Below are 19,854 nucleotides of genomic sequence, written 5' to 3'. Positions count from 1 at the left end.
GAGATAGGGGGCGATACCGTGAAATACATTGGAAGTATTGCTTTGTCTACGCTTTTACTTTTTGGTAGTTTACCCGATCATGAAGTAGTTGCGGAAACAACGCATCACATTCTAGTAAAAGTAAACGAAAGTCAGAAAGATTTACTCGATAATTACAAGATACTGCGTGAATTCGACACTATCCCGGTAGCGGAAATTGAAGTAACATCTTCACAACTGAATGAACTTAAGCTGGATTCATCAAATGTTCAAATCCTGCCAGATTTTGATTATCAAATTTCAGCGGATTCAGTCCCAGTATCCTTTAAACAACTTAAAGTTACGCCTACACAAGTTACACCCTATACAGGAAAAGGGGTTAAGGTAGGTATTCTGGATACAGGAATTGACACGGAGCATTCCGATTTGTTTGTTCGTGGAGGTTTTTGCAGTTTAGAAGAAAGATGCCCACAATCTGTGTCTTACGATGATGACAACGGTCATGGAACACATGTTGCGGGTACAATAGCTGCGCTGAAGAATAATGCAGGTATTCAAGGTATAGCGCCAAATGTTGAATTATTTGCAATTAAATCGTTAAATCGTAATGGAGGCGGTTCTACTGCGAGTTTAGTCGCTGGTGTAGAGTGGGCCATTAAGAATGATATAGATATTTTAAATATAAGTGTTACAACTAACGGGGATGACCCAGCTCTACGCATGGTATTAGATAAAGCGTATCAAAGTGGGATGGTGCTAGTAGCCGCTGCTGGGAACGAAGGAGAGTCTTTGCAAAAAGATAGTGTTCAATACCCCGCAAAATATGACAGTGTCATCGGTGTTTCTGCTATAACTGCAACAAACGAGAAATTGCTTGAATCATCAAGTGGACCAGAGGTTGAAATTGCAGCACCAGGTTCATCTATAGTTAGTACATATCCGAGAAATTTGGATACAACGGATGGCCTAAAGAACGGTTATTTTTCTCAATCAGGTACTTCTATGGCTGCTCCACATGTTACCGGAGTGTTGGCACTTTATAAAGAACGATTCCCAAATGCATCAAATGTAAAATTGCGTCAAATGTTGCAAGTGACAGCCACGGATTTAGGTGCAGTAGGACGAGATGAAACGTTTGGGTATGGAGTCGCTACCTATGAGCCTATCATTACAGAACTACCATTCTTGGAATCCAAAGTAGCAAATGGTCAGATCTTGTTTACATTACAAAATAAAGATGCTGTGAGTAGTTGGAAGCTAACAGAAAATGGGACTACCCTAAAAGAAGTGACAGGCTCAAAGTGGGAATTGTATCGTCCTGCGGGAACTTATTCATTTAATTTTACTTTTGTAATGAAAAATGGAGCTGCTGTAACAGAAAAAGTTAATGTGACATTAAAAAATCCGGCGTTCACTGACTTGAATCAATCCCAGTGGTATTCAAGTCATGTCAGCTATTTGTTCTTTAAAGAACAAATGAATGGTTATAAGGATGGATCATTTAAGCCCACTAAAGAAATTACAAGAGCTGAAGCAGTAGCATTACTTGGACGAGCAAAGGATTTGAATGGGGAAGAGAGAGTCACTTCATTTAAAGATGTAGGTTCTGGTAATTTTGCGTCCGGCTACATCCAGTCTGCATTAGAAGAAGGAATTCTATCAGGTTTTCCGGATGGTACATTTAAGCCTAATCAAGCTGTGACTCGCGCAGAGATGGCCATTCTCATACAAAATGCATTCATGTTCCCAAGTGATCCTAATAAAGGTTTACATTTTTCTGATATGAATACAGGCATGGCAAGTTATGAAGCCATTCAGGCATTAGTTCAACAAGGAATAGCAAAAGGTATTTCGACAACACAATTCCAACCTCATGCAAAAATGACAAGGTCAACGTACAGTGTGTTCTTAGCAAGAGCCCAAAAACCGACAGTCTTTAAATAAAAAAGAAAAACTCGAAGCGATTATCGCCTCGAGTTTTTTAATTTTCTGTCGATTGTTACACAATTGTAACCTAAACGTAAAGTAACTATCATGAAATGTCTGATATTATTTAAAATAGATTGTTAAAACTATAGAAATGAACCAGATATTATGTCTAGGTTCCAAAAATTACATGAGGTGGAAAATGAAGAAACGTATTACTCAGATGATCATCGCTGTGTTACTGATCTCAGTGGCGCCATTTATGACGACTCAAGCCAGTGCTTCAACAGAAAATGAAATCGTGAACTACGCTAAAACATTACAGGGCGTCCCATACCAATATGGTGGAATTACTCCATCAGGGTTTGACTGCTCTGGATATACATCTTATGTTTTCAAAAATATTGCTGGTATATCATTAAATAGAACAGCTGCCAATCAATATTCACAGGGCACTTCTGTTTCAAAATCAAATCTTCAACCGGGAGACTTAGTTTTCTTCGATAACTTGGGATACACATCTCATGTAGGAATTTATATTGGAAATAGCCAATTTATCTCAGCAACTTCTTCTAAAGGAATTGCAATAGCGAGCATAAACGACCCATACTACTGGGGAAAATATTATATGGGTGCTAAACGAATTGGAAGTGCATCAGTTGCATCTACACCACCCGTAACAAATGGTAATTTCACGGATGTGAAATCAACGCATCCAGCCTATGTAGCAATTAAGGAACTAAATATGGATGGTGTAATCAATGGTTTTGAAAACCAACAATTCCGTCCGAATGCTGAAGTTACCCGTGGACAAGCTGCCGCGATGGTAAATAGAGTATTAAAATTAACGCCTAAAAATCAATCTCGATTTTCTGATGTTCCAACAAATCATACTTTTGCTAAAGATATAGCGGCAATGAACGAAGCAGGTATATTAAGTGGTTATACTTCAGGAAGATTTGGAATGAATGATTCTTTAACAAAAGCACAATTAGCCGTAATTTTAGACCGTGCATTCAAAATTTCTGCTGCAACAGAAAATCAAGTTCACACGGCCTCTATATATAATGATGTTCCAAAAACGTATTGGGCTCACGATCCAATTGTTGCATTAAAAACAATTGACCAAACAACAGTTTTCCAAACATCGTATTACAAAGTTAATGCTGAAGCATCTCGTGCTGAATTCTCAGCAGCAGTGTACAGCGCTAAAATGGCAAAATAATATTATGTTCGAAGTCATTTGTCTAATAAGGCAAATGGCTTTTTTTATTATTAATATCCCCAAATTTTGTAGGGTTAAACCTTTTAATTAATAAGAAGTCATTCGTACTAGTTTAGACGAATGGCTTTTCATTTTGTTCCATTTTATGGGTAAAAATCTTTATCTATTTTATAATTACCCAAAAAACCTTTTATTATACCAATTATTCTATTAAAATGGAAATAGTCACAATAATTGGAGGAAATGAGAATGAAACATATAAAGAAGGGTTTGCTTCTTGTGGTCATGTTCACGTTGGCATTTACGATGTTATTGACGACACAAAAAGTAAAAGCCGATAGCCATGATGATATTACCGGTACTTTAGCACCTGAGATGAGAGAAGCTGTTAAACGGGGAATTTTGTTAGGTTATGGAGAAGGAAAATACGGCCAAGAAGAACAAGTAACACGTGCTCAATTTGCAGCATTCATAAAAAGGGCTTTGAATTTACCTGAAGCACAAGCCACTTTTAAAGATGTTACACCAAATATGACATTGGCTACTTCAGTTAATGCTGTGGCTGGTGCAGGTATTATGCAAGGCGTAACGTCAGATAGATTTAATCCTGATGCCTTGATTACACGTGAGCAAGTTGCTTTGACCATTGAAAATGCATTGATCTACAGTAAAATGGAATTAGTAAAAAAGGAAACACTTTTTTCAGATGCTAGTTTAATGACATCAGCAACGAAATTAGCAATTTTTCATGCAACTAATTACGGAATTATAAACGGTATTCCGAATGACGATGGGACAATGAGATTTGAACCAAAATCTAATACGACTAGAGCGCAGGCTGCCGCATTTATCGTACGTTTCTTAGAAGCGAAAGAGAGCTATGTGCCACCTGTGGGRGGAAATCCAGGTGAGCCAACTGATCCAGCATCAGGATTTCAATTAGCAAGTATTCAAGATGGAAAGATAGAAAGAGTTAGTAAAATATATACAGAATACAATGATGCGGCAATGGCATTTAATAATTCAACTGCCTACCAAGTCATGTACAATGGCAGTGAAATAATACGTGTTAAACAAGGAATTGCCTATGGGAATAACTTCAAAGGAATCGAACGTGAGGTAACCACTGTTTATTTAGATCCGGAATTTACAAAGCAAGTAACTTATATTGAGCATGGTCGTGAAATGCGATATATTGGTTCGAATGAGAAGTATATTAAGGTTCAAGTCGGTGCAACAATCGGTTATGTGAAACATTCTCAAACTGAAATGATTCCTCTGTCATTAGTAACTAAAGAGAAAAGAGATCATTACAAAGTGAGTAGTTACGGGACGCTAATACACTTTATTATGTATCATAATAAAAATAGCCTGACAAGTTATATTGTAGGTCCAGCGCCAGAGTTTATGGATCAAGGTATACATTATTATAGCCATGATGGCATTCATTTTTCTAACAGTACTGGAGCTAGTGTTGGTATAAATGTACCTTATTTCCAATACCTCTCCGCAAGAACTAAAACCAATTACACAGCTCAAGAGATTGATGCGTATATTATGAAAGTGTTGGCTGAAAAAGAAAAGGTAGACATCAGATATGCAAATGCCACTACCAAATCTAAACTAATTGGTTTAGGTCAGCAGTTAAAGGAAGTGGAAAAAACTCAACGAGTAAACGCATTAATGATTCTGTCTCTTGGAATGCATGAAAGTGATTACGGAATGAGTGAAACTGCTCAAAAGTGTAACAATCTATTTGGCTTATATAAATATGATTCACTAAATAAACTCTGTCCTCCTCAAGGCACGTTTGCAACACCTAGTGAGAGCGTGAAAATATTAATAGAGAAGTTTTGGAATTTGAATTACATAGATCCAAAACCTCAGGCGACGTATGTTCAGAAAAACCAAGGAGCAGCATTCGGAAACAAAACTACAGGATTTAATGTGAATTATGCTTCAGATCCAACTTGGGGAGCAAAAGCGGGATATCGCTACTATAGCATGGATAAAGAAATGGGCGGTAAAGACCTACATAACTATAAAAAAATAGGCTTTACTAAATATGGATCCCCAACAACGATAAACGTAAGAACTTCTCCAGAGGCAAAAGATAGTTCTAACACTTTGTTTACCTATCAAGCTCGTAATGTTGGCGTTTTTGAAGGGGATGAAACTGGCAAGGGTTATCCATTAGGTTATCCCGTGACAATCGTAGAAACTGTTAAAGGTGCTGACGGATATAATTGGTATAAAATCATTTCTGATAGAATTGATGCAGAGTATGGATGGATTCGCTCAGATGTAGTAAATGTCATTGAATATCCTTAAAGATGACTGGTTATTTAATTAAGTTTAAATGTAAAAAGGCTTTTGGCAAAATGCCAAAAGCCTTTTTACATCATTTTGATCTCTTAACCATACTTAACATGCGATTAAATCCAGTAGGGTATGTGACTCTTAAAGTCATAGCATATACAATAACCCCTATTGGCACAAGCACCGCTAGTTGGATTAGCGAATACCAATCCTCTGCACCTAAAGCAATCTTAGCTCCCCAAACCACAAGCCCCATGAGGACTGCAGGTATGATTACTCTGACACTCATACGAGCAAATCGAGCAAACTCTGACATTCCTAAATCTCTGTAAATCACAATCATAGACACCGTAAAGTAGTAAATGCTGACGACGGACGCTGCGACGGCGAGTGCAGGGTAGCCGTAATCATCAACTAACCACCAGTTTAATAAGAAATTTAATAAAATTGTAGTGACACTGATTCGGAATACAACAGCTGTTTTTCCGCGAGCATACATCGATTTGGATAGAATCAATTGCATGCCTTGGAAAACGATAATTGGTAGGTAAAATAACAAGGCAATATACGTATTATCTGTATCTTGCGCTGAGAATTTTCCATGCTCATAAATGAATGATACAGCAGCGTCACCAACAACCAATAAACCCACCGTAATTGGTAACAACGTAACAAGAGAAATTTCCATACCACGGAAAAAAGTATCTTTAAATTTCTTAATATCTTCCGTTTGTTCACTCATCAAAGTGAATATAATCGCGGCTAGAGTCGTCGCGTAAATCGCATTTGGTATGCTAATCAGAAGCGAGGAGTTGTTTAAATAAGTAACAGCACCGTCAGCGACACCCTCACCAGATGCGAAAGCTTTATTGACGAACAGATTTATTTGCCCAACCACAGAGTTCAATAAAGAAGGGATAATCAATATAATGAAGGCTTTTTTGAAATCCGGCTCCATTGTGAAATCCATACGCCATTTATAATCGGAACGACCTAGGAAGTATAACTGAATAACCACACCTAAAATTGTTCCGAATACAAATCCGTAGACCAGTGAATAAATTCCCCATACATCACTGAAGAAAATGGCAAAAATGGCTGCCATCAATGTAGCTAACAACTTCGCTAATTGTGAAGGTACAAATATGCGCCGGGACTGAAGATAGGAATCCAGTAGTCCGGTTAACGCGATTAACATCATGAATGCAAAGAAAATCTGAGTCATTTCAACGGCATATGGCTCTATGCCTGCCTTCATATTGGGATAAATGACGGGAACAAACTGTTTCGCAAAAAACCATCCCAAAATACTGATAAAACCAAAGATGACCATTGTGTAGTTCAGGAGGGCATTCGCATTTTGTTCACTAGTATCCAATCCTGTTTTTTTACGTTTAATATACATTGGCAAAAATACATTATTGAAGCCTGTAGATATCATGGCCACCACTAATGTAATAAAACTGAAAGCGAGGTAGTAGCCATCTGTTTCATTTGATACCCCAAACTCATTCGCGACTACTGATTCACGAACGAACCCTGATAATTTCAGTAATAAAGCAAGTCCTGTTGACCATAACGCGGCTTTCTTCAAGTTACTCATCTTACACCTACCTATTTAGAAAAACTCCTTGCTATAGGAGCAAGGAGCCTTAGATTATTTAGAGATTGCACGTTTATAGATGCTTTCATATTTTTCGGCAGCTGCGTAATGAGAATACTGGTCCACGATTTTTTTGCGCGCAGCATCAGCCAGCTGTGAACCTTGTTCACGGTTTTCAAGAAGGTGAATCATGGCATTTGAAAGATCTTCAATGTTTCTTTCTTCGACAAGCAGACCATCTTTTTCATGGTCAACAATTTCTTTCAATCCACCAACAGCACAAGCGATTAGTGGTACACCTGAGCCCATTGCTTCAAGAGCAGAAATGGATGTCGCTTCTTCAACTCCTGCACTGTATATAGAAGGAACTAATACAACATCACTTAGAGCAAAGTATTCAATCATGTCTTTATGAGCAACGGCGCCTAGTAATGTAACGTTGTCTGCTACGCCAAGTTCTGCAGCTTTAGATTTTATTTCATCAAACATTTCACCTGTGCCTGCAAATAGTACACGAGCATTCGGGAACTTCTCCAAAACAGGTGGGAATGACAATACTGGATAGATAACGCCATTTTTACGAGTTAATCGACGTGGAACAAAGAAGATAAGTTCATCTTGATTTAAGCCATATTTGTCACGGAATTCACGGCGACGTTCAACTTCTGGTTTAAATGAATCTACATCAATGAAGTTTTTAATCATCGTTCCGTCAACGCCTGTTTCACGCTTCACATAATCTTTAATGCGTGTATCAACCGTGATTACTTCGCGCGTAGCCGTGTATCCTACACGTTCTACTGCCATTAGCTTGTCCGCATGTTTTGATCCTTCAGCAACAGATCCTTTTGAAATACCTTCATACGTTAAATAACCATGAACAGTGGTAACAGTCGGAAGACCTGCTGCAAGAGAAGCGCGAGTGGCGAATACGTCTTGCGCATTAACTACGTCATACGCTTTATATTTATCTTCACGTAACATTTTTTCGAGGAATGCCTGGCGACGTTCTAACGTCCACACATAACCAGCACCTAAAGAAATCTTGTTTAAAATAAACGACGGACCACGTGCAATAAAATCACGTTTCCATTTTGGTACATCAGAGAAAGATAAAGTATCCACTTGATGTCCACGAGCTTCAAGCCCGGATTGTAATGTTGTCATATGTGTCGAAAGGCCACCTAAATGAGGATAGTCATACGACGTGACTAATAAAATTTTCATGAATGACAATCTCCTTTAGTTTCCGAATTTTTCTTTTAATAAATCCAAGTTGCGCATAGCTTCACGACGAAGTTGATCGACATTAGGTTCCATTGTTTTCTGTGCAGCTTCTTTGTTGTCCAGTAAATAAAGGGCATTCTCAAGAAGTTTTGCCTGATCAATTTCACCTAAACGGAATGAGTAGTCCCACATGCCAGAACGTTTTAGGAAGCTTTCTACTTTCTTATCGTAACTGAACCCAAGATGAGGAACATTGCTGAGTGCTGAGAATATTAAAGCATGTAAACGCAAGCCGACAGTTAAATCCGCATGGCGGATAAAGTTCAGGAATTGATTTGGTGAAAAATCCGAACCAAGCATATACGTTTTGTCTGCGTGTTTCATATGTGACAATACATCGTTGGAAGCAGGTACATCATATTTTCCTTCCATTGGAACGAAAACCGGTGTAACGCCACGTTGTTCAATTAACTCATCTAATAAATGAGCCATCTTTTCAATGTAGTCCGGATGCTCAAACCATGGACGTACAGTAACGGCAACGATTTTTTCGTCACCTTTTAAAGGAAGTGAATCATATGCCGAATTTTCTTCATCTGCTCGGAATGCGAAAACGATATCAGCAGTCACCACTGTTTCAGGTCGCTTAACACCGAGTGAATGCAAATAGTCTTTTGAATATTGGTCACGGACCGTGACGAAGTCAGCCAGGTTAGCAAAGGTTTTCATCAAAATCTTACCCCATGTAGAGGTAACGGGGCCGATTCCTTGTGAAAAGAACATTACTTTTGCTCCGCAAAGTTTAGCTAAGAACACAATTAGTAAATAATAAGGTAGCGGGCCGAATAAAAACTTCGTTGGGTAGGTGTCTTGAAGCAAGCCGCCACCACCGGAAATCAATAAGTCTGCATTACGCAACGCCTTTACTTTTTCCTTATTTTGATGTCTCCATCCACGATAAACAGATTTCACGCCATGTTCCTTCGCTGTTAATTCAGGCGATAGGGAAAACACCGTAATCTCAGGATTGTTTAATTCAGAACGAAGATTATCTACGATCGCTTTTAGTATCGCTTCGTCTCCTGTGTTACCAAGACCATAGAAGCCGGATAATACAATTTTCAAATGAAGTCCTCCTCTTAAGAAAAGCGGAAAGCGCCACTATAGCTCAACGCTGGAAGAAACGAATCGGAAACCTGTTTCCGAATGAGTTTCTGAAGCTTAAGTGTGAGCTGGCGCTTGTAGCTAGACATAATAATAACAGAAATTTATCTTTTTAATTTCCATAACAAAAGCTTTCACAACGAAGTGAAAGCGTCTTATGTCCAAATTTTATCACTTGTCACGGATGCTATGCAACTAAACAAAGAATCTGCTATACTATATCAATTGAATGTGAACGAAATGAGGCTGTAAATAGTGAAAGAGACCTACTTAGGCGTGGATGTATCGCCATTAACATATGAAGGAATTATCAGTGAATTGCAACAAAAAATGGCTCGCCATGAGCAGTCAACAATTATCGCCGTAAACCCGGAAAAAGTCATTACGGCAAATCGGGATCCACAAGTGAAAACGTTAATTAATGAATCAACTTTCCAGATTCCTGATGGCGTTGGTATCCTATTGGCATCAAAACTAAGAGGTGGCAAGATTACTTCCCGTGTTACTGGGGTAGACATGATGGGGAAACTACTGGACTTCGCCGCATCACATGGCCATCCGGTTTATTTTTATGGGGCAAAAGAAGAAGTCGTGACTAAAGCGATTTCAGAGATTCAAAAAGAGAGACCACTTCTAAATGTAGCGGGTTACACAAACGGCTATGAAAAAGACGAATCGGCATTAGTTCAACGTATTCATGACAGTGGTGCCAAAATATTGTTTGTTGCACTCGGCAGCCCAAAACAGGAACTATGGATAAAGAGGAACCTGGTAAACCTTCCAAACGTTCTTGTTTTTCAAGGGGTCGGTGGGAGTTTTGATGTATTTTCGGGAATGGTCAAAAGAGCACCCGCACTTTTCCGTAAGTTTGGGTTAGAATGGTTATATCGTTTGGCAAGTAACCCATCACGTATCAAACGTCAAATGAACTTGCCGATCTTTTTATGGCGAGTATTAATAGGTAAGAAATAACATTGAAATCGTGTGATTTCTGTTCCTATAATTGCGGTACTTGAGTGACCAATACAAAACACACTTATAATAGAAGAAACTAATTTATTTTCATTCAGAAGGAGAATACTTATGAAAAAAACCATTTGCGTAGTTGGACTCGGATATATCGGATTACCGACTGCTGTCATGTTTGCAAATCATGGACACCAAGTTCACGGAGTGGACGTTAACGAAGACACGGTCAAAATGATTCAAAAGAAACAATTACATATCGAAGAAAACGGTCTACAGGAGCGTTTGGATAAAGCGATTGATTCTGGTTCACTTACTGTTTCTACAGAACCAATCAAGGCTGATGTCTTTATTATCGCTGTTCCTTCACCAATCAAAGCGGACAAAACAGCTGATTTAGAATATGTAAGAATAGCTACTGCTTCCACAGTACCTTTCCTTGAAAAAGGTAACTTGGTTATTTTGGAATCAACTGTTCCTCCACGCACGGTAGAAGATGTCATGATGCCTGAATTGATTAAGGCGAACTTGGAAATTGGCATGGAATTGTTAGTGTCACATTCACCTGAACGCGTTATCCCAGGTCGGGTATTTGAAGAATTGGTTTCCAACGACCGTATTATTGGTGGTGTCAATGTAGAGTCAGCTAAACAAACGACAGCACTTTATCAATCATTCGTAAAAGGTACGATGCATGAAACCGATGCAACGACAGCTGAACTTGTAAAAGTAATGGAAAACACATACCGAGATGTTAATATTGCTTTCGCAAATGAATTGGCAAAAATCGCACAGAATATTGGAGTGAATATTTGGGAGGCAATCAAGCTTGCTAACTTCCATCCTCGTGTGAATATTCATATGCCAGGACCTGGTGTTGGTGGACACTGTATCGCAGTTGACCCTTGGTTCTTGGTGGAACTTGATCCGCAACAAGCGAAGATCATTCACTTGTCACGACAAACAAATGATGGCATGCCATCCTATACTGCTCAATTAACGGCAGATATTTTAAATGCAAAAGGCATTAAGGATCCGAAAATTGCTGTACTCGGATTAGCATTTAAAGGCAACATTGACGATATGCGTGAAAGTCCTTCAGTTGATGTAGTGGAACAGCTTCGTGAGCGACAAATGAGTTTGTCAGCATACGATCCACATATTAAACACAACAACTTGCCGGAACAGACACAAGATCAATTTGTAGCGCTTCAACATGCTTCGGCGATTTTAGTGTTAACTGATCACCAAGCGTTTAGAGACTTGAATCCTGAGGAAATCAAATCACATATGACCAACCATATCATCATCGATACTAAAAACTGTATTGATCGTGCGAAATGGGAAGCAGCTGGATTTGATGTATATCTTTTAGGTGATTCCAAGAATTAAGGGAGGCATTGTTGATGAAAAAAGTTCGCAAAGCAATTATTCCGGCAGCTGGTTTAGGTACACGTTTCTTACCAGCAACGAAAGCAATGCCAAAAGAGATGCTGCCTATTGTTGATAAACCGACCATTCAATATATCGTAGAAGAGGCTATTGCTTCTGGTATTGAAGATATTATCATCGTTACAGGGAAAGACAAGCGTGCCATCGAAGATCATTTCGATTCTGCGCCACTTCTTGAAAATACATTATATGCAAAAGAGAAATTTGACTTACTGGAAGAAGTACAACAATCCGGAAAAGTTGAAATTCATTACATTCGCCAAAAAGCACCCCTTGGATTGGGACATGCTGTTTGGACCGCACGTAAGTTTATTGGGGATGAACCTTTTGCGGTTTTACTCGGTGACGATATTGTCCAAGCTGAAACACCTTGCTTGAAACAGTTGATTGAAAACTATGAAGAGACGGCTTCCTCAGTGATTGGTGTAATGGAAGTTCCTGAAACAGAAACTCACCGTTATGGCGTCATCGATCCTTGCGAACAAATAGGTTCACGTTACAAAGTTCGTAAATTCGTAGAAAAGCCGAAGCAAGGTACAGCTCCTTCAAATATGGCGATTATTGGTCGTTATGTGTTTACTCCTGAAATCTTCAAGTATTTAGATGAGATGGAAGTAGGAGCGGGTGGCGAAATCCAATTAACAGATGCCATTGAAAAGTTGAACGGGGAACAAGGCGTTTACGGCTTTGCTTTTGAAGGAAATCGTTATGATGTAGGTGAAAAACTTGGTTTTGTCGAAACCACTTTGGAATTTGCCCTGCAACGTCCAGATTTAAAAGATGATTTAATCGCCTACATGAAAAAGAAAATTGAACAGTATGAATAAGACATCGCGAGCAATCGCGATGTACTTGCGTCTAGAACTAATTGGAAAGGGGGATGAGAGATGAAGATTTTATTGGTAGCCAATATGTATCCATCCTCAAACTTCCCAAGTTACGGTGTCTTTGTACAAAACACCGAAAAGATTTTACAAAATGAAGGCTTTCAAGTTGATAAAGCCGTTTTGCAGAAGAAGTCATCTAAACTGTCTAAAATATTGGGTTACGCTATTTATTACAGCAAAATCTTATCAAAAGGTTTAACTGGAAACTACGATGCAATTTATGTGCACTATGCTTCTCATAATGCCATGCCTCTATTATGGTTGAAAAAGCTGAAGCCTTCTGTCCGAATTGTGACAAATGTTCATGGTAGCGATGTGGTACCGGAAGTTGCTTCACAGGAAAAATACCAACCGGCAGTTAAAAAACTGCTTCAACAATCATCACTCATAATTACACCTTCTCATTACTACGAAAAATTAGTGCAACAAAAATACGGTGTCAAAACACCTATACGCGTATTTCCATCGGGTGGGGTGAATGCGGAAGTCTTCCACCCGAAAAAAAACCAACGTATAGATATTTTATCTCTACTAAAACTAGATCCTGCTTTCCGTTATATCGGATATGTTGGAAGACTGGATGTCGGAAAAGGTTGGGATCATTATTTACGGGCCATTTCGTTTTATATGAACGAAAAGCCAGAGGAAAGAGACCGTACCCGTTTTATTGCAGTAGGCTCCGGTAAAGAAGATGATGCATTTAAAGAACTTGCGAAATCATTGGGCATTGAAGATGTCATCATTCACTATCCTTTGATGAAACAATCTGATCTAGCGAATATCTATACTGTCATCGAAGCATTCATATTTCCGACAACCAGAAAAGGGGAAAGCCTGGGTCTCGTTGGTCTTGAAGCAATGGCATGCAAAACGCCGATTCTTGCTAGTGCAATAGGGGGCATCCTGGATTATGTTCAAGATGGTCAAAATGGATGGTTGTTTACCCCAGGGGACGCTGTTCAATTAAAAGATTTATTGGTTAAATTTGATGAACTGTCAAATGAAGAATATGAAAAGATTTCTCAAGCAGCTTATGAAACCGCCTTACAATATGAACAAACAGCAATTCAAACTAAGCTTTCAGCTATTTTTAATGAATTGAATCCACAAACAACTAACGAAAGAGGATTTTAACTTGCCATGAATCAAACTAAATTTCTAATCTATTTTATTGCTTTTCTTGTGCTTCAACCCGTCATTGATGTATTAACAGCTGGGTCCAAACTTTTATTGGGCTCGAATATTACAATCGGAGTCATGCTCCGCTTTGCTTATATGGGAACAATGGGTTTATTTTTATTATGGATGGCCCGCTCGAATAAATTGGCACGCGGCTACATAATATACCTAGTTGGCTTAGCACTAATTATTGGTATTAATATTTTCCTGAATATGAGCGTCAAAGATCCTTATTATCTATTCCAGGAATTAAAGTTCTTCAATAAAGTAGTATATTTCAATATCGTGTTCCTTGGATTCATGATTGTGTATAAACAATTACAAGCACGTGATTGGGATATCGAGAAACATACGACGAAATATATGTGGTTAGCAGGCTTTATTATCGGCGCAGTATTTATCATAGCTCAGCTTACTGGCACGAGTTTATCCAACTATGCACATACCAAAGTTGGTTACTCCGGTTGGTTCTATGCAGGAAACGAAATAGGGGCAATTATGGCGATTATCTTGCCGATTCTTGCACTGTATGCAATCGAACGAACAACGAATGTTAAGAAACCGTGGTTCTGGATTCCATTTGTCATGTTGTCACTAGGAATGCTGGCATTAGGAACTAAGGTTGGTTACGGTGGAATACTGGTTGTCCTTTTATCAGTACTGATTGGTAGCATCATCATGTATGTGTTCATGAAGCTTAGAACGCAACAAGTAAAATCAAGTTTAATCATTTCTTTCGGATTAATTGTTTTACTTGCAGCTGCAACACCATTTACACCTGTTTTCGGAAATATGTACGCTCATTTTGACATCTTGAATATTAATCCTTTTGGAGGTTCTGAGAATGATGAACCCCAATTTGATGAAAACGGGGAAGAAATTATTGAAGAAGATCCCGAAATAACAAATGAACAAATTCAAAACTTGATTTTCAGTTCACGTGAAAAGTATGAAAAAGAATTCAATGCAGATTTTAATTCTTCACCAATCACACAAAAGTTGTTCGGTATGGGCTTTGCAGGAAACTATGAAGAACCTGAACCAGGAAAAGACTTGAAAATGATTGAAATGGACTTCCATGATTTGTTCTATTCATTTGGATGGATTGGCTTCTTTTATTTAATGGCTCCATTCTTCTGGTATACAGGGAAGTTTTTACTACATTTTGTACGAAATATTAAAACTCACTTTACGTATCTATATATTTTATACGGGGTGGCCTTCTTATTGGCAGTGGGGATTGCATATACAGCAGGACATGTATTGACTGCACCAGCAGTTTCTATCTATATCGCATCCATTTTAGCGATGTTAAATGTCAGAGAGAAGCTAATAGACCTATAAAAATAGGCTGTTAGACTAGAAAAATCTGAAATTTCCTAAAAAACGACAGTTAATTTGACGTAATCTTTATAAAATAGTTGAAATGTAAATGTAATCTGTTAGAATAAATAGGAGTTTAATTGTAAAACTTTGTCCTTTTACTGCCATTTCTATAAACCTTTCTTCTTGCGCAGAAGATATATATTTACTAGGTAAATAGAAAAAACTGGCGTGAACTTGCAAATGTTGGTACAATTTAAACTGTGAAATATTTTTGATGCGGTATTGCCGTTCTCAAAACACAGACTATACACAAAACAGGAGGAATACTTAACATGGCTTATCAACCAAAGTCGTACAAAAAATTCGTTGCAACAGCAGCGACAGCAACACTTGTTGCATCTGCAATCGCACCAGTAGCTTCGGCTGCATTCTCGGACGTGGCAGAGCAATACAAAACAGCAGTAGATTACCTATCTACTAAAGGTATCTCACAAGGATATCCTAACGGTAAATTCGGTACTGACGACAAAATCAAACGTCAAGATGCTGCAGTAATGATCGCTAAAGCTCTAGGAGCTTCACCAACAGGAACTTATGCAAACGCTGGTTTCACTGACGTACCTAAGGATCGTCAATGGGCTGTAAACTTCCTAGTTGAAAAGAAAATCGTTTCTGGTAAAACAGCTGAAAAATTCGGCGCTAACGATTTCACTACACGTGGAGAAATGTCAAAAATCATTGCTAACGCTTATAAATTCGTAGGTGATGCAACAAACGCTTTCCCATTCACTGACGTGTCTGACACTTTCAAACAATATGTTGATGCTTTAAATGAAGCTGGTGTAGCTAAAGGTTTGACTGCAACTAAATTCGGTACTGGTGATCAAGTAACTCGCGGTCAATTCGCATTGTTCGTTTACCGTGCTGAAACATTCGTACCTGCTACTCCAACAGTAGTATCTGTAAGTGCGATTAACGCAAAGAAATTTGAAGTTAAATTTAATACAGAAGTTAATAAAGCAGCAGCAGAAGCTCCTGCTAATTATACATTTGTAGGTTTGAAAAATGCAGCAGGTAATGCAATTACAGCGTCTACTTATGAATTACAAGCTGATAATAAAACAGTTGTTATTACACTTTCAGATGCACTAGCAAATGATACGACTTTAGTTGCTACTGTTTCTGAAATTGCAACTAAAGCAGATGCTAATGTTAAAACTGCTAAGTTCACTAAAACTCTAACTTTTGCTGATAATGTACGTCCAGCATTCAATAGTGTTGTTTATCCAAAACCAGGTGTAGCTGAACTAAACTTCAGTGAAGAGTTAAGCACAGAAGGTTCAGTTGTTGTTTATGATGGTTTAGTAGCTTCTACTACTGTTACTAAATCTTTAGCTGGATCTACTTTAACTTTAGGTGCTCTTGAGTTAAATAAAGAATATAAAGTTGTAATTACAGGTGCTAAAGATCAATCTGGTAACCTAATTGCAAACCCAATTGAAGTAACTGTTAAGAACACTTCTTCTGATACAGCTAAGCCAGTTGCTAATTCAATCTCAACACAAGGACTTGACACTGTAAAAGTTCAATTCTCTGAAGCAGTTGTAGCTACTGCTCCTGGTGTTTATGCTACTATCGCTGTTAATGGAACTCCAGCAGCTGGAGTAACACAAAATTTTGATGCTAAAACAAATGTATTAACAGTATCTGGTATTGCTGGTATCGTAAATGGTGATGTAAAGTCTATCACTGTTGATGGTTTCAAAGATGCTGCTAACCTTAATGGTGTTGCAGTAACGAAAGTCCTTTCGTTCACAACTGCTGCTCCAGCTCTTCAATCTACAACTGTAGTTACTGAAGGTGCAAAAACTTTTGCAGTACTAACATTTGACAAGGCTGTAAGTGCTGTGGATGCTAATTTTACTGCATCATATGTAACTGCTGACAATATTTACAAGACTACTACTTTACCTGCTACTGTTGATACAGACAAGAAGCAAGTTAAACTTGAAGTTACTGGTAAAGACGCAGGAGCATATACTGTAGTATTTGCTGCTGATAAACTTTCTGACGGAGTTACTGGAAACGCTAAAGCTATTGAAGTTAAATTCAATGTAGGTACAAGTGTTGACTCAACTACTCCTGAAGTATCTGCTTTATTCTTAGCAGGTGACACTCTTCCTGATGGTGTTACTAAAGTTCCAGCTGGTACTGCTTATGTGAAATATAGCAAGCCAATGTCTGCTTCTGCTTTAAATGCAGATAACTATAAAGTTGATGGATCTAGCGTATTCTCAAACCCAATCTTTATTGGCGACAAAACTCTAGTTAAATTAACTATTAAGTCTGGTGTTGTAACAGTTTCTGGAGATCGTAACTTCTCTGTTAGCACAGCTGTTAAAGGTGAAAACAATGTAGCGATTAAACCTTTCACTGTAGTAGATAACTTCAAAGAAAATGTTTCTCCAGTATTAACAACAGCTAGCTTAGTTGATGATGCAACTATCGAACTTTCACTTTCAGAGCTTTTAGGAACAACTGGTTTCGATGCTGCTGATGCTGCTAAGAGTTTCGAAGTAACAGTTGCTGGAAATAAGAATGTTGTAACAGCAGTCACAGATGTAACTGCAGGAGACAACAAAGTTCGTTTAACTATCACTAACAAGATTACTGCTGATCAACTTGCTAACAGCACAATCACTGTTAAAGCTTTAGATACAGCTTTAGTTTCTGACCTTGTAGGAAACGTTGTTACTGCTAACACTACGGTAAACGTAGCTAAGTAATTACAATAAATCTGAATTTTATTACTAAGAGTAAAGGATTACTGATTATCAGTAATCCTTTTTCTTTGCAAAAATACACAAATATAGGTTCTTTAATTTTGTGAATTAACACTTATAAATATATTTACATGATATTAGTCATAAAAAGGGTGCCATTTAGAGTACCTCTCTTTTAGGTTCTAAAGAATTTATTTCCTATAGAACCTTTTTATATTTATTAATCCCTTTTACTAGAATGATTTTTATCATATCCATTTGTTTAGTGGTATTAATATAATTCATGAAATGTTATTTAATATGTCAAGAAGTGTAGGGAATTCTGATGGGACATTTTAGGTATATAGAATCCAATAATAATAAAGCATAAATTAATGAAGAACCTCTACCGATACCATCATTATAATTTAGTGCTAAAATTTAATGAACTTGCTGGGGATTTAATACGAATTCACATTAGCTTGGTTGTATCATCTTTTTTAAAAATTGAAATAAGCAAGCCATGCACGTGCACCTGAGAGTTTGACGAAATATATGTGAAAATTAAGCCCAGCTCGTAAATGAGAAGGGCTTTTTTTGTGGAAATATATAACAATTTATATTAGAAACTATTCATTAAACATATGGTGCATGGTTTCACGTAACAAGTGTAAATTGGAGTAAGACTAAAAGTTCCAATAATTGAATTCAGGCTAATTTTTACGGCATCTTTTATTTATTCGAGTATTTTTAATTATCTTTAAAAAGTCCTTTATAGTATGGTACTTTTCCTACATTTTTCTCTGGCTTATATCTATAAAATTTATTTAACGCATTTAAAATAACCTTATTAACTTGTTCAGTTGATTTTTCATGAAGGTAGGACAATAGTTGATCCTCACTTAATCCAATTTCAGAAGTATAACTATTTATAGCCTTTGAAATCTTTTTCGTATGCAAACCAACTTTTATTAAACGTTTAATTTTTATATCGAATGTTTTAAAATCGTATTCAAAGAATAGAAAATCTACAATCCAATTAAACTTATCACGACCATTAATAAAGTTGTAACTAAATCTTGGCGAATACGTTTTCAAAGTATTATATTCTCCAAATTTATGATAAAACTCTATTAGTCTTTCTAAATATTTACCATCATTATCAATAAATCGGAATTTGTATAAAATAAAAATTAATGAATCTTCTTCTGAACATTCAGCGATTTCTTCCATATTTATTTTAAGACTGTCTAGATTATTTTCTAACATAAATTGATAATAAAGCTTTTTGATATCCCTATCTTGTATCTCAATTAAACGATCCATAACATGTAATGCAAATCTTTCAATATTTAAAAGTCCTATAAAGTATGTATTGATAACTTTATAGTCGTTTTTGTGGCTACCACTATATTCTAATATTAGAATTTCTATAGAAATGTCTATAATTCGCTTAGTCATCTTCGGACTAATATTTCTTAAATATTTCATAATTTGAAGGAAAAACATTACAGACTTAATATCTTTGCCTTGAATTTGTTTTTCTATTAAATTGTCGATAATTTCAAAATCAACTTGTTGCTTATCTATTTTGCATACTAATAGCTCTAATATTACTGTCCAAGAAGATTTCCCAATATATTCATTTATAATTCTATCACGTTCTTCAAATTTTCCTTTTGCATGAGTTGTAGTAAAAATATAATATGCTGTAAAATACTCTAAAAATGTTTTATGAGTAAATTTATTTTCCACATAAATTGATCTAAGTTTTGCAAATTCTAAAAACTCTTCTGCTGCTTGTTGAGCATTATTATCTTCTTCAAACTCACCTTTATC

The 19,854-nt window shown here is 37.2% G+C and carries 13 protein-coding genes; 9 read left to right on the top strand and 4 right to left on the bottom strand.

The window, feature by feature from the left end:
* The first annotated feature begins 18 nt into the window (after nt 1-18).
* The 3 genes from AC1DSK_RS15870 (at nt 19) to AC1DSK_RS15860 (ending at nt 5,461) form a co-directional block, all read left to right on the top strand.
* A complete protein-coding gene (locus AC1DSK_RS15870; protein ID WP_477546442.1) occupies nt 19-1,923 on the top strand; it encodes a S8 family peptidase in 1,905 nt (634 codons plus the stop codon).
* Between the two features lie 184 nt (nt 1,924-2,107).
* Nucleotides 2,108-3,130: a C40 family peptidase gene (locus AC1DSK_RS15865; protein ID WP_477546443.1), complete on the top strand. Its 1,023-nt coding sequence runs from the start codon at nt 2,108-2,110 to the stop codon at nt 3,128-3,130.
* A gap of 249 nt (nt 3,131-3,379) precedes the next feature.
* Complete coding sequence (locus AC1DSK_RS15860; RefSeq protein WP_477546444.1) at nt 3,380-5,461, top strand: S-layer homology domain-containing protein; 2,082 nt, start codon at nt 3,380-3,382, stop codon at nt 5,459-5,461.
* Between the two features lie 70 nt (nt 5,462-5,531).
* Here the strand turns inward: AC1DSK_RS15860 and murJ are convergent, their stop codons facing one another.
* Genes murJ through csaB form a run of 3 tightly spaced genes read right to left on the bottom strand, consistent with a single transcriptional unit; the run spans nt 5,532 to nt 9,404 of the window.
* The gene (murJ, locus tag AC1DSK_RS15855) at nt 5,532-7,052 is read right to left on the bottom strand and encodes a murein biosynthesis integral membrane protein MurJ (RefSeq protein WP_477546445.1); all 1,521 of its coding nucleotides are present in this window, start codon (nt 7,050-7,052) and stop codon (nt 5,532-5,534) included.
* A gap of 54 nt (nt 7,053-7,106) precedes the next feature.
* Nucleotides 7,107-8,279, bottom strand: coding sequence for a glycosyltransferase family 4 protein (locus AC1DSK_RS15850; protein ID WP_477546446.1), 1,173 nt, complete (start codon nt 8,277-8,279; stop codon nt 7,107-7,109).
* A 15-nt stretch (nt 8,280-8,294) separates the two neighbouring features.
* Entirely contained in the window at nt 8,295-9,404 is a 1,110-nt protein-coding gene (csaB, locus tag AC1DSK_RS15845; RefSeq protein ID WP_477546447.1) for a polysaccharide pyruvyl transferase CsaB, read from the bottom strand.
* Nucleotides 9,405-9,695: 291 nt separating this feature from the next.
* Here csaB and AC1DSK_RS15840 point away from each other — a divergent pair, with 291 nt between their 5' ends.
* The 6 genes from AC1DSK_RS15840 to AC1DSK_RS15815 all read left to right on the top strand — a co-directional run bounded on the left by AC1DSK_RS15840 (nt 9,696) and on the right by AC1DSK_RS15815 (nt 18,039).
* Nucleotides 9,696-10,415: a WecB/TagA/CpsF family glycosyltransferase gene (locus AC1DSK_RS15840; RefSeq protein WP_477546469.1), complete on the top strand. Its 720-nt coding sequence runs from the start codon at nt 9,696-9,698 to the stop codon at nt 10,413-10,415.
* Nucleotides 10,416-10,526: 111 nt separating this feature from the next.
* Nucleotides 10,527-11,801 (top strand): nucleotide sugar dehydrogenase, encoded by a 1,275-nt coding sequence (locus AC1DSK_RS15835; RefSeq protein ID WP_342542043.1) that lies wholly within the window; start codon nt 10,527-10,529, stop codon nt 11,799-11,801.
* 14 nt (nt 11,802-11,815) lie between these two features.
* A complete protein-coding gene (gene galU, locus AC1DSK_RS15830; RefSeq protein ID WP_477546448.1) occupies nt 11,816-12,688 on the top strand; it encodes a UTP--glucose-1-phosphate uridylyltransferase GalU in 873 nt (290 codons plus the stop codon).
* A 60-nt stretch (nt 12,689-12,748) separates the two neighbouring features.
* Entirely contained in the window at nt 12,749-13,882 is a 1,134-nt protein-coding gene (locus tag AC1DSK_RS15825; RefSeq protein ID WP_477546449.1) for a glycosyltransferase family 4 protein, read from the top strand.
* Between the two features lie 6 nt (nt 13,883-13,888).
* The gene (locus AC1DSK_RS15820; RefSeq protein WP_477546450.1) at nt 13,889-15,271 is read left to right on the top strand and encodes an O-antigen ligase family protein; all 1,383 of its coding nucleotides are present in this window, start codon (nt 13,889-13,891) and stop codon (nt 15,269-15,271) included.
* A 314-nt stretch (nt 15,272-15,585) separates the two neighbouring features.
* Nucleotides 15,586-18,039, top strand: coding sequence for an S-layer homology domain-containing protein (locus AC1DSK_RS15815; protein WP_477598367.1), 2,454 nt, complete (start codon nt 15,586-15,588; stop codon nt 18,037-18,039).
* A gap of 726 nt (nt 18,040-18,765) precedes the next feature.
* Here the strand turns inward: AC1DSK_RS15815 and AC1DSK_RS15810 are convergent.
* Nucleotides 18,766-19,854, bottom strand: a 1,089-nt coding sequence (locus AC1DSK_RS15810; RefSeq protein ID WP_477598365.1) for a hypothetical protein, incomplete at its 5' end; no start/stop codon positions are given.

Source organism: Paenisporosarcina sp. P4_B8, from assembly GCF_056402175.1.
Note: the sequence above shows the minus strand (reverse complement) of the source record. Positions and strands in the feature narration are given on the sequence as shown.

Bases quoted from the DNA above. Each gene is read 5' to 3' on its own strand.
- AC1DSK_RS15865 (WP_477546443.1), top strand. From the start codon at position 2,108: ATGAAGAAACGTATTACTCAGATGATCATCGCTGTGTTACTGATCTCA.
- murJ (WP_477546445.1), bottom strand. From the start codon at position 7,052: ATGAGTAACTTGAAGAAAGCCGCGTTATGGTCAACAGGACTTGCTTTA.
- AC1DSK_RS15850 (WP_477546446.1), bottom strand. From the start codon at position 8,279: ATGAAAATTTTATTAGTCACGTCGTATGACTATCCTCATTTAGGTGGC.
- AC1DSK_RS15835 (WP_342542043.1), top strand. From the start codon at position 10,527: ATGAAAAAAACCATTTGCGTAGTTGGACTCGGATATATCGGATTACCG.
- galU (WP_477546448.1), top strand. From the start codon at position 11,816: ATGAAAAAAGTTCGCAAAGCAATTATTCCGGCAGCTGGTTTAGGTACA.
- AC1DSK_RS15825 (WP_477546449.1), top strand. From the start codon at position 12,749: ATGAAGATTTTATTGGTAGCCAATATGTATCCATCCTCAAACTTCCCA.
- AC1DSK_RS15820 (WP_477546450.1), top strand. From the start codon at position 13,889: ATGAATCAAACTAAATTTCTAATCTATTTTATTGCTTTTCTTGTGCTT.
- AC1DSK_RS15815 (WP_477598367.1), top strand. From the start codon at position 15,586: ATGGCTTATCAACCAAAGTCGTACAAAAAATTCGTTGCAACAGCAGCG.